This window comes from bacterium, assembly GCA_030647005.1.
Classification (GTDB): domain Bacteria; phylum Patescibacteriota; class Patescibacteriia; order JACPHY01; family JACPHY01; genus JAUSKG01.
The window spans coordinates 1-11,797 of the sequence record JAUSKG010000026.1 but is presented as its reverse complement, the minus strand read 5'-3'; the positions used below and the strand labels follow the sequence as shown (position 1 = coordinate 11,797).

Annotated in this window: 7 protein-coding genes, 1 tRNA gene, 2 rRNA genes and 1 pseudogene; 5 read left to right on the top strand and 6 right to left on the bottom strand. The window is 61.1% G+C overall.

Going from position 1 to position 11,797, the window contains the following annotated elements:
* Positions 1–497: pseudogene (locus tag Q7S96_03525) on the top strand (helicase-related protein).
* A 71-nt stretch (positions 498–568) separates the two neighbouring features.
* Here Q7S96_03525 and Q7S96_03520 read toward each other — a convergent pair.
* Together Q7S96_03520 and Q7S96_03515 are read right to left on the bottom strand one after the other, a co-directional pair.
* Complete coding sequence (locus Q7S96_03520) at positions 569–1,951, bottom strand: hypothetical protein (protein MDO8463313.1); 1,383 nt, start codon at positions 1,949–1,951, stop codon at positions 569–571.
* A 175-nt stretch (positions 1,952–2,126) separates the two neighbouring features.
* On the bottom strand, positions 2,127–3,506 hold the full coding sequence (locus tag Q7S96_03515; GenBank protein MDO8463312.1) for a hypothetical protein: 1,380 nt from the start codon (positions 3,504–3,506) through the stop codon (positions 2,127–2,129).
* A gap of 91 nt (positions 3,507–3,597) precedes the next feature.
* On the opposite strand from Q7S96_03515, the gene Q7S96_03510 reads away from it, so the two are divergent.
* Positions 3,598–3,672: transfer RNA gene (locus Q7S96_03510), tRNA-Ala, on the top strand.
* Between the two features lie 494 nt (positions 3,673–4,166).
* Entirely contained in the window at positions 4,167–4,361 is a 195-nt protein-coding gene (locus tag Q7S96_03505) for a hypothetical protein (GenBank protein MDO8463311.1), read from the top strand.
* Between the two features lie 59 nt (positions 4,362–4,420).
* Here the strand turns inward: Q7S96_03505 and Q7S96_03500 are convergent, their stop codons facing one another.
* Positions 4,421–5,710, bottom strand: coding sequence for an endonuclease Q family protein (locus tag Q7S96_03500; protein ID MDO8463310.1), 1,290 nt, complete (start codon positions 5,708–5,710; stop codon positions 4,421–4,423).
* 293 nt (positions 5,711–6,003) lie between these two features.
* On the opposite strand from Q7S96_03500, the gene Q7S96_03495 reads away from it, so the two are divergent.
* Together Q7S96_03495 and Q7S96_03490 are read left to right on the top strand one after the other, a co-directional pair.
* Positions 6,004–7,083, top strand: coding sequence for a hypothetical protein (locus Q7S96_03495; protein MDO8463309.1), 1,080 nt, complete (start codon positions 6,004–6,006; stop codon positions 7,081–7,083).
* Positions 7,084–7,222: 139 nt separating this feature from the next.
* Positions 7,223–8,425 carry a hypothetical protein gene (locus Q7S96_03490; GenBank protein MDO8463308.1) on the top strand — a complete coding sequence of 401 codons (1,203 nt, stop codon included), beginning with the start codon at positions 7,223–7,225 and terminating at the stop codon, positions 8,423–8,425.
* A 49-nt stretch (positions 8,426–8,474) separates the two neighbouring features.
* On the opposite strand, the gene Q7S96_03485 is transcribed toward Q7S96_03490, so the two are convergent.
* From Q7S96_03485 to Q7S96_03475, 3 genes are all read right to left on the bottom strand, one after another.
* A complete protein-coding gene (locus Q7S96_03485) occupies positions 8,475–9,152 on the bottom strand; it encodes a hypothetical protein (GenBank protein ID MDO8463307.1) in 678 nt (225 codons plus the stop codon).
* 115 nt (positions 9,153–9,267) lie between these two features.
* Positions 9,268–9,386 (bottom strand): 5S ribosomal RNA (gene rrf, locus Q7S96_03480).
* A 75-nt stretch (positions 9,387–9,461) separates the two neighbouring features.
* Positions 9,462–11,797 (bottom strand): 23S ribosomal RNA (locus tag Q7S96_03475); the annotation flags it as partial.

Sequence of the window (11,797 nt, the reverse complement as noted above, 5' to 3'; positions counted from 1 at the left end):
CGGAGATCACCGCGCAGATCGCCAAGAAACAGCGCACGCTCGTGACGGTCATGACGAAACGCATGGCCGAGGATTTCGCCGAGTACCTCCGTGAGCAGCAGATCAGCGCGTACTACATCCACGCGGACGTGAAGACGCTCGAACGCAATGAGATCCTCGATGACCTCCGGCGCGGGCGGTACGACGTCATCGTGGGCATCAACCTCCTCCGCGAGGGACTCGATCTCCCCGAGGTGTCGCTCGTGGCGATCATGGACGCGGACAAGGAAGGGTACCTGCGGTCGCGCACGGCGCTCGTCCAGACGATGGGCCGCGCCGCTCGCCACGCGGAGGGTCGCGCCATCCTGTACGCGGATCGGCGTACCGAGTCCATGCGCCTCGCCATCGCCGAGGTGGAGCGCCGTCGCGCAATCCAGCAGCAACACAACGAGGAGCACGGCATCACACCCCGCACGATTGAGAAAGGCATCCGCGGCCCCCTCGTTGCACCGGCATCACCCTGATCCCGCACAAAGTGAAGACCCCCGTACCATATGGGTACGGGGGTCTCTTGGCGCCGGAGCGCTCGCTAGGCCTGCGGGGCCGGCGGATCGGTGGGCTTCTTCTTGACCACCTTCTTCTTGGTCGTCTTCTTCGCGGTGGGCTCGCTCGTCGCCGTCGCGCTCAGCGGATCGTTCATACGCTGCGACTGCGGCTTCACCTTGCTGTGCTGCTGCAGCCACGAACTCCGCAGCTGATTGAGTGCTTCGGGGCCGGCGGCGTAGAGGTAGGTCAGGAGATCCTGCGCCCAGCGCGGCGTCGCACTCTTGCCCTCGCCATCGCGCGGCTCGATCACCGCAGCGACGGAACCGTCGGTCCTGAACGCGTCCGGCAGGAAGAGCACCGCGGTCCTCGTTGCGCCGAGGACGCGCAACTCTCTCCGTTCCGGATTGCTCGTGGCGGCAGAGACCCGCACGACGAGCGCACCGCTGACCACCTTCTGACCGCGCTGCGTACGCCGCATGAGCGCGAGCGGCGGCTTGTCGTCACCGCGACGGATCGTTTCCACCCACACGGAGAACTCCACCGGTGTCTTCGGCGGCGGCTCGGCCGTGTGGAGCAGCTTCCGAACGTTCTCCGGCACCTCGCTGCCCTTCTGGAGGAAGTGCAACGCCTGCGCATCCTCGCGCGCGGAGGTCTTCTCCGCATTGGCAACGAGCCGCGTCACCTCCGAGTGGAGGAGCCAAATGGCGCGCTCGCGCCCCTGGGGGAGGTAGTGCTTGCCGCCGTAGGCGATGGTCTGCTCCTCGAAGTTCGCGCTCTGCGGCTTGTGAGCGCGCCGTTGCGTCTCGCCCCTGTTCACGATGCGGTACAGCCCGCTGGCCGCCAACCTGCCGAGGAAGAACCCGACATCCGCGAACGTGACGATGCCGTCCGTACGACGGCGATGGATGTCGCGGTAGAACTCGAACGCGTGGAGCAGCCGCCTGGCATCCTTGTGGGACCGATCGAGGGGGTAGATGAAGAGCTGCGCCATGAGATGCTCGCGCGCCTCGATCTGATCGAGAACGCTCATGCGGACCGGCACCTCCGGACCGTTCTCGATGTCGATGCCGGCCTCACGAGCGGCCCGAAAGACGGCATCGAGCTCACGCTCGACCTTGTCGAGCTGCACGCGGGCCTTGGCCACCTGGTCCATCTCCCGCCTGTACTGCTCGGAGCTGCTCGCGATCTGCGCGATGACCTGCTCGAACGGCATGACCTGCGCTTCCAACTCCTCCACCGCGACGAGCTGCTTGGGGCGCTTCGCGGGCGGCAGCGGCTGCCTTGCGGTCTGCGTCTGCTGCTGTGGTGCCTTCTTCGCGAGCTTCGCACTCGCTGCGGCCTGCTGCTCGCCGCGCTTCTTCATCACGAGATCTTCGAGCGTGACCTTCGGTGTTCTCATCGCAACCTCCGTGGTTTGATGATTCATTGCCTACCCTTCTCAACTCAGTTGATGCCGATCGTCCCTCAATCCACGCTGGATCGCAAGGACTCAATCGACAAAGAGCGATACGCCAAAATCATGACGTGTCCCTACGCTACCACGAAGCAATAAAAATGTCAAGTAAACCTGACAATATGTCATCCTCCTGACATTTTGTGCTTTAGCTACGCAACATTCTCTTTCTGTAGCGTTCACGATGATAACCGATCGCAAACCGATGCGCTTCGTCTCTCACCCGCTGCAGGAGATGGAGTGCCGGTGCGTACTTGGGCAGGACGAGCGGCTTTCTCTCCCCGGGGAGATAGATTTCCTCGTTGCGTTTTGCGAGACCGACCACCGGACAGGTGACACCGGCATCGCGCATGGCGCGGAGCACCGCATTGAGTTGACCCTTGCCACCATCAATGACCATGAGGTCCGGAAGCGGCCACACATCTTTGCTCTTCCCCTCCCCCTCATCGTGAGGGTCCCGACGCGAGGTCGGGATCCCGGCCGATTTCCTTTGGGCTGCAGCGTCGGGAGGAGCTGGAGGGGGTGCGATAGCGTCATGTCGTGGCGCACGTGCCAAGCGACGGGAGAGTACCTCGCGAAGCATCCCCACATCATTGCTCTTTCCCTCCAACACACGAATCTTAAACTTCCGGTACTGCGACGGGTCGGGCTCCCCGTCAATCGCGACCACCATCGAGCCCACCGCCTCCTGACCATGGAGATTTGAGATGTCGTACCCCTCGATGCGGTGCGGGAGCAATGGGAGCTGGAGGACACGTTGGAGCTCGAGCACATCAATCGCGTACTTGTCCACGGTGGAGAGCACGTTCGCGTGTGCGAGCACGTCGTCGAGCAGCGCGCGGTGCTCGATATCGAGCTTTTTGCGCACCGCTTTTGTCTCCCCGCGTAGCACGCGCAGGAGCGGCGCGATCACCTGCCGCCGGTACGCCATTTTTGAGATGCGCCCCGCGCACGTCCCCGCGCACAGCCCCATGTGGAAGTACAAACAAGGTCTCCCTGTTTTCTCTCCCCCTCTTCTAGAGGGGGAGCTGGAGGGGGTGTCGGCTTGCTTGCCCCGCGTAGCTTTAGCGAAGTGGGGTGGCTTGTTCTTGCACCGGTACGGGAAGACGCGCCGCAGTGCCTTGAGCGTCTCGCGCACCGCACGCGCGGACGTGAACGGTCCAAAGGTGGTACCGCTCCGCCGATGTGATCGCGTGACGAGCACCTGCGGAAAATCCTCATCGGTCGTCACGAGCACGGAGAGGAACTGCTTATCATCCCGTGAGAGCACGTTGTACTTGGGCTGGTGTTGCTTGATGAGCGCGGCCTCCAGGAGCAGGGCCTCCACCTCCGAGCTCGTTCGCTCGATCGTGAGCTCATCCGCCGCCTCCACCATCTCCTCCTTCCACCCGCCGCCCGGCTTGTACGCCGAAAGCCGCGCACGCAAATCCGCGGCCTTGCCGATGTAGATCGGCATACCGCTCCGGAGGAACGTGTAGACGCCCGATGCTTGCGGGACGTCCTCAAGGTGCGCGTGTGTGAGCTCCATACCTTATCCCAAGGAGACCACACTTGACGACACCCCGCAACGCTGCCACGCTGAGTACAGCAATCTCCCCTCCTTCTCCCATTCCCCATACGGGCCAATAGCTCAGTGGTAGAGCACCTGCTTTGCAAGCAGGGGGTCGGGGGTTCAAATCCCCCTTGGTCCACCAGAACCACTCGGCAGCGATGCCGGGTGGTTTTGATTTGTGGAATAAACTGTGCATTTGCCAAGCATTGTTTACACGCCACACCTCTCGTAGACGATCTCCGTCTCCCTCTCGTCATTTCGAGCGAAGTGAGCGCACGGGCGAACGAAGTCGAGAAATCTCATCTTGCATTTGGAATCGTCGCGCCATGGAGATCTCTCCGCTCCACTTTCTGATTTGCGGAACTTGCCCTGAGCGAGTCCGCGAGTCGAACGGGGTCGAGATGACGAAATAGGGTCGTGCGTACAACACACACGCGCGACACACGCATCGCGCACTGCGCATGATGTGTGTGTCGTGCTGCATCGCACACGCGCGCTTGACAAACTTTTTGCGCGTGCTGCAGATGTTCGGTGTGCAACGTGGTATACTCGGTGCAGTGCAGTGCATTGCGCGGCACACTATCCGATCATCGTTTCGCACGTGTGACGATGATCACCAAGAAAGGGGGTGATGGTATGGCAGCAAAGAAACGGAAGGCGGCAAAGAAGCCGGCGAAGCGCAAGGTTGCAAAGCGCAAACCAGCGAAGCGCAAAGTCGCGAAGCGTAAACCGGCGAAGCGCAAGGCGGCTCCGAAGAAGCGCAAGGCGGCAAAGCGGAAGCCCGCGAAGCGTCGCACCGCTCGCAAGGGTGCAAAGCGCAAGAGCAAGTAGCCGCAGATTACCAAAAATGCCCCGAGCATCTCGGCGGCATTTTTGGTTGCAAAAAGCCCTCAAATGAGGGCTTTTTGCACGGCGACGGGCCTGGGGTGTTCGTGCGAAAAAATGCGCACGGTCCCAAATTCGCCGTCGTATCCCGGGAGGATGTCGAGCTCGCCGGCGCGCACGCGGCGAATGGCTTCCGTCACTTCTCGCGGCGCAACGCGTGCGATGTCGTCGAGGTGTGCATCGAGCATGATGTGGAACTCGCTCCCGATGCGCTCCGTGATTTCGTCGTAGCACGCGCGCACGCGCTGCGTCATGGACTTCACCGCGAACGCTTCCATGATCGTCTCGATGAGCGGAACGGAATGCACATACGCAGGTGCGTGAGCGTGCACGAAGTTTCGTTCACGGTCCGCAAGTTTATCCACACGGTGCATGACACCGACCGTCATCTGCTTCTTGCATTGTGGACAAACACCGCGCAGATGTTTGGTCTCCTGTGGCTCGCAGCGCACGTTGCACGTGCGATGACCGTCGCTATGATACTTCCCTTCCTCGGGAAAAAACTCAATAGTCTGTACGATGCGATTCGCGTGCGCGACGTTGAAGCGTGCGGGCGCGCTGTTCATGATCGCGCTGCGCACGTTGTCGAACGTCAGTGCGGCAAGCTCGAGCACCGTCGCTTCGCGGCCGAGCTTCGTGAGCGAGTGCGCGTCAGAAGACGAAACGAGCGCAACGGCATCGAGCGCGGAAACACGCCAGTTCATCGGCGGGTCGGAGGAGAGACCGGTCTCGATGGCGAGGACGTGCGGGGTAAGATCCTCGAAGCACTCCTCGAGCGCGTCGTAGCCGGACTCGGATCCGAACACCGCAAACCACGGCGTCCACGCATGTGCGGGAATAACCATCGTGCGCTCGTCCGCCGCGAGGCACAGCGCGAGCAGCTCCTTGGATGACATCCCGAGGATCGGCCGACCGTCGGCTCCAAGGTTGCGCCCCTGCCGCGTGAGCGATGCGATGAGGTGATCCACCGCCGCGAGCGACGGAGCGATGACGAGGTGGTGCACCCGCCGCGTCTTCCCTGCGTGCTTGTATATGCAGGAGAGCTCCGTGCCGAGGAGAAACTTTGTCTGTGCTTGCGGCTTGCGGCTGTCGGCTTGCAGCTTGAAGATGCCGTCCTCGGCTTCTTCAAGCTGCTCGCCAATCTCCTGCCGCCACTGCGGATGCGTGAAATCCCCCGTCACGCAGAGGTCAATCCCCCGCACCGCGCACGTCGCCGCGATGCTCGGCAGCGTGAGCTCCCGCGAGCACGCGCGCGAGAAACGGGAATGGATGTGGAAGTCCGCGGTGATGCGCATAGAGTATACAAGGACATCTGCGACCCCCTCCCTTACTGTCATTGCGAGGAGTCCTCGACGTGGCAATCCCGGTCATACCGACACAAGGTGAAAGCCAGGTACGCTCAATGGCCGGGATTGCCGCGCCTCGAGGACTCGGCTCGCAATGACACACTTTTACAGAAACCCCTGCACGGTGCTCCCACTGTACCCTGCTCCGCTTGACCTTTCCAGTTCCTCATACTACAGTGGTATCTCCGGTTCATGCCGGACATTCGGGCATTGGTGCCCTTTCCCATCGAGAGGAGAACGCAATGGAAACACGAGAGCTCACACGGCGCAACTTCCTGGGCGGTTTCGTGGGCGGGACGCTCGGCGTACTCGCAGCGGTGTCATTCCATACCGCGCTCGCGGTGCCGGCGGTCATCGTCGGTGTCATCGTCGGGTTCTGGTATGACGCGATCGCACGGGTCATCACCGGTGCGTGCCGGAACGAATGGCGGCGCGTCTGCCGGTACGCGAACGCTGCGTACCGAGTACCCATCGCGACCATCGGCGCATTCGTGCCACGAGTCGTACGCGGACTTGTCGCCTTCGAGCGGAGCGAGCTGCTCACAACAATCACCGCGCTGCGCGCATGGCGACGCGGGCGGACGGACGTCAACCGCATGGATGCGGCGCACCGCTGGGCGATCGCCATCTTCTTCACGATCCATACTGCCTTCCTCCTGCCTCTGCTGTACATCTTTGATGTCTACTACAGTGCGAATCTCACCTTCTCGGCGATGCTCGCACTGATGATCGCTACGCTCCTGACATTCTGCTGCGGACTGTTCGCGTTCCAGGCCGGGAACCAGAACCGGCACATGCTCTTGCGGCGTCGCCTGCGCCAGTTCCGGAAACACGGCACGTTCGCATTTGCGATCCACGGCCTCTACGCGCTGCTGTGCGCAGAGTTCGGTGGAACGATCGTGGGCGTGACGTGCTTATCCGCCTCCACGGTGGTGAGCGTCCCGCTGATGCTTCTCGTCATGCTCCCGCTCTCCGTGTGCATCCTCACGCTGCGCGGCATCGCGAGGATCAGCGCGCGTCCGCAGCACTGGCTCTGCGTGGGCGTCACGCTCGCCGTGACGATCGCGTCCGCGAGCATCGTCACGCCGTACCTCCACGACATACGCGCGCTCTGGTTTGCGGCACTCGCCACCGGTGCGCTGAGCGGTGCGGCAACGGAAGTCGTGCGTCGCGCGATCAACCGCGCACTCGCGCCCACGACCCGTCTGCGCACGTTCATTGAAGGCAGTATCACCGAGCACTTCGCGCGGATCAATGATGCTGGCGACGCCGCCTCCCACGCAATCGCGACACGCTCGGTGCACCTCCTCCCCACCGCGTAGCGCACCACCCACCCCACCTCGGCAACCGCCGCAGGTGGGGTGTTCCTTGGGCGGGTACCGTCACATTGACGGTGAGCACACGATCTGCTACGGTACGAGCAGTCCGTGGCTCATTGACATCCCACGAGGAGGACAGTAGATGGCGAAGCGAACGAGGCGTATTCCGGAGGAGCTCCAGCGATTCCAAGAAATGACGAACGCGGAAATCCGCGAGCGATTGCTCCTGGATGAACGGGCGGACGATGCGGCCTGTGACGAGCACATCGAGGCCGTCCTCGAACAAGCGCGGCGCGCCAAACGACCGCTCACCGAGCGCGATTGCATCTTCTACGCGCAGCGGTCCCTGAAGCGCAAGGGCAACATCCATGCGTGGAATCAGTACCTCCTGGCACTCCCAAAGCCGGAGAGCCGAGCGCGCGCTGCGCAGCGCAAACGCTACCACGCGTACCTCGTCCGCATCGGATCGCTCAAGGATGCTGCGAGAATCGGCCCCGTCACCGATGCGCAGTCCCGCGCGTACGGGTACGCCATACTCGCACGTCGGTCCATCTTCTGGAATCGGTTCCCTGTGCGTGAACAAGAGCCGCTGAACATTGCGTTGGCGTGCTTCACGCGCATCGGCGACCGCCGTGGTATCGCGGCGGTGCTCAAGAAAGCCATCCGCTGCGGCGATGAGCACGCCGCCGGTGCTGCTGCTCGTGCATTGGGCAGTAGCTTGACGCGCGCACAGCTCACCGCCATCGCAGGTGTGATGCTGTCCTTCTCCAAGCGGAACATCGCGGCGAGTGCGGTGCCTAGCGCGGAGACCGAGTATCCGGTTGCCATTGCGCAGTTCGTCGCCAAGCATCGGCTCCGTACGCTCTACGCGACGTGCATCCAACACATGGCTGCGGGCCACGCAGACCTCCGTACGCTGAAGCGATGGGCAACGCGTTTCATGGTGGCGATCTCCGAGCAGCAGCTCATGGATCTCCTCGCGTTCAACAAACGCTACGCGGGCCATCCGGAACCGGCACTCCGCGTCGTCCGCGAGCTCGCGCGACGCAATCCGAGGATCTGGAAACCGCGCATGCGCAAGTACTACGCATGGGCGCGCGACGTCACACTCGCCGCGCGCATCGCCATTGAGGCAGACCGGTACGGCAAACGCTGCGGCAGACCGCTGACCGTTGCGGAGCTCACGGAGGTCGCGGGCATCTGTGCGGATCGCATCCGGAATGCCGGCGTGCCACCCTGGGCAGTGCAACAACGCAAGTACTGTCTCGACCGCGCCACGAAGCGTATCGCGCAAGCCGTCCGCGCTCCCGCGCGCACGACATCGCGTCCACCACGGAAGACGTGAGCAGAACAAGAGCCCCCGGCAACACGCCGGGGGCTCTCCTTGCATCACGTCACGGAAGCGCGGGACAGCGTCCCGCGTGCTCGGAGTCCGCAAGCTGCGGCTCGATCGCGCAGAATCGCTTCGTAATTTCGCGACGGACGAGCAGCACGCGCGCAGCGCCGTCCTCCTCGCAGTCCGTGCACGGGAGGACGCGGTACGGGATACCATACTCGATGATGTCGAGAATCACCGCATCGGGCATCTCCACACGGAAGTAGACCGTGAGGTACCCACCGGCCGCTTCCGGGAGGGCCTCGAGGGTCGCGATGCGTATCTCCTCCGTTGTGTCCTGCGCGAGCATCGGCCACGCTCCACCATACTCCTCCGAGAAGTACACCGTGCACGGCGCACCGGTGAACCGACTGGGATCGTCCGACGGAACCAGTCCGTCCGCCTCACCAATGAGCCAGCCGGCCTGGATGATGCCGATGGATTCGGGGTGATCCACGCAGAGTTCGATGTTGTACGGCCACCAGCCGTCCGACTCGTTCATGATGGTGAGGTACACCGTCGCGCGGTTCGTGTTCGCGAGGAATATCTCCTCATCCACCACTTCCTCGATACTGCCGTTCCGCTTCTGCACTTCGATGCGCGACTGCGTGATGTCGAGACCCGTCACCACCGTCCCACGCTCATCACCGCCGCACGCGGCGCACAGCAGCACCGCGCAAAAATGCTTCCATTCCATTGACGCCTCCTTGAAAGAACTCCTCCCTCCAGCGTAGGGTGCTTCACGTCTCCTTGCAACTCCCCATGCTCCATGCAACACAAAAACCGTCCCGATGAGGGACGGTCCTTGCTATTCCGGGCATCGGCCTACTCTTCCGGGGGCGGGTTGGCCCCAAGTACCATCGGCGCTGGTGGGCTTAACTTCCGTGTTCGGGATGGGAACGGGTGTGACCCCACCGCTCAAGACACCCAGATCACGCAGCACAAGCCATCTTGTGCTGCGAACATCTGGACGCGATCGTACTCGCTTCGCGAACAGCGCATGTATTCCGTCGGGACTCGCCCGATTAGTATCGCTCGGCTGAACGTCTTGCGACGCGTACACCTGCGACCTATCAACCTTGTAATCTCCAAGGGGGCTCAACGAAACCTTATCTCAGGGACGGCTTCCCGCTTAGATGCTTTCAGCGGTTATCCGCACTCGACGATAGCTACCCAGCAGTGCCCTTGGCAGGACAACTGGTACACCAGAGGTCAATTCCTCCCGGTCCTCTCGTACTAGGGAGGAGTCCCTTCAAGTTTCAACGCCCGTGGTGGATAGGAGACCGAACTGTCTCACGACGTTCTGAACCCAGCTCGCGTACCGCTTTAATAGGCGAACAGCCTAACCCTTGGGACCTTCTCCAGCCCCAGGATGCGATGGGCCGACATCGCTGTCGGACTTGTTAATTCCATAGTTTCTTATGGCACAGACTATATCTTCATCTCGCTCCGGATGGTGAGCATGTTCGATGCATCATCTCGGTTTTTATGGCGAGCGTCGGCGTATTAATCGCTCCAAGCGATTCTCCCCTTTCGGGTCAGTCGTTACGGGGTCATTCGTGCATGCACGAAGACTTCCCACGGTATTGCCGGGCAACAAATTCTTTCCACGTTGTTGCTGACGGTTTCACCGTTATAGCCGTATTTTTTGGATCGGAATCACTTCCGATGCACCCCGATGTTAATTAAGGTGCCAAACCTCCTCGTCGATGTGGACTCTTGGAGGAGATCAGCCTGTTATCCCCGGAGTAGCTTTTATCCGATGAGCTTCCGCCGTCCTACTTCGTACGGTCGGATCACTAGCTCCTGCTTTCGCAACTGCTCGGCGCGTCGGCCTTGCAGTAAAGCTGGCTTTTCCGCTTACAGGTCCAGCGCGATTTCCATCCGCGCTAAGCCAACCTTTGTGAACGACTCCGTTACCTTTTAGGAGTCATCCGCCCCAGACAAACTACCCACCAGCGCGGGTCTCCCCCCGAGGGTAACTCGGGGAGATAAGGATGCGCACAGCAAAAGGGTGGTATCTCACTGTTGGTTGGTGACCGAAATCACCAACCTCCCACCTATACTGAACAATCAAAGCGCACACCCAAGCGCAAGCTGTAGTAAAGCTTCACGGGGTCTTTTCGTCCAGCCACGGGTAGAGAGCATCTTCACTCCCATTGCAATTTCGCCGGGTCCCTCGTAGAGACAGTTGCCAAGTCGTTACTCCATTCGTGCAGGCCGGAACTCACCCGGCAGGGGATTACGCTCAATATGTTACGCTCCCGAACGTAATGCTCGAGAGGGCACGGTCATTTCTGCCATGCTCTGCATGTCGCCATACAGGTCGGACTATATCTTCGATAAGAAGGAGAATTTCCATCTTATCGCTCAGCGTGTAGTCTCTGAGGGGTCAAGCATGAGAATATTTCATGCCGACTTCCCTGCTGATTTTCCGCTTCGATCACAGATTATTACCACGATAGGTACTGTGATATGCGCGGGTTTCCCAGCATATAGCTAAGTTTTCTCCTACATCTCCGAGGAGTTCGGAGTTCGGAGGAGGTCTTACACCTCACTAAGGCAGCGTTCCCGTTCCCCAAGAACGGATTCGGTCGACCTTAGGACGGTTATGGTTACCGCCGGCGTTCATCAGCGCTTCGGTTCAAAGCTACGCTTCCGAAGAAGTTTCACCTCTCGCCTTAACGTTCTGACACTGGCCAGGAGTCAGCCCCTATACATCACCTTTCGGTTTCGCAGGGACCTGTGTTTTTGGTAAACAGTCGCTTGGCATCGCTTGCTGCGGCCAATGAACGCTGGGCACGAATGCCCAACACCCACTGGCAGGCCTTATTCCGAAGTTACGGCCACTGTTTTGCCTAGTTCCTTTACGAGGGTTCTCCCGTACACCTGAGCACACTTGTGCCCGTTCACCTGCGTTGGTTTGCGGTACGGATCCCGTTCGCTATTAGTCGTCGCCTTTTCTGGGCACCGCGCTCCCCTCCATCGGGCTCATCTTGCGACTTGCCCTGCGCCCCATGCGCCGCATGGGACAGACGTATAGCCAAAACGCCCGGAGAGTACAACAATGCGTCAGCAACGGGAACACGAACGGAAGGGCAGGAATATTAACCTGCTGTCCATCGACTACCCCCCATGACGAGGACTCGCCTTAGGACCGCCTAACCCTGGGTCGATGGTCGTTGCCCAGGAAACCTTGAACTTACGGTGGGAAAGGTTCTCACTTTCCTTTTTGCTACTTATGCCAGCATTCTCACTTCCCCGCGCTCCACCGGCCCTCGCGGGTCCGGCTTCACTGCTGCAGGGAACGCTCCCCTACCGACGTATGCCGACGGATCGGCG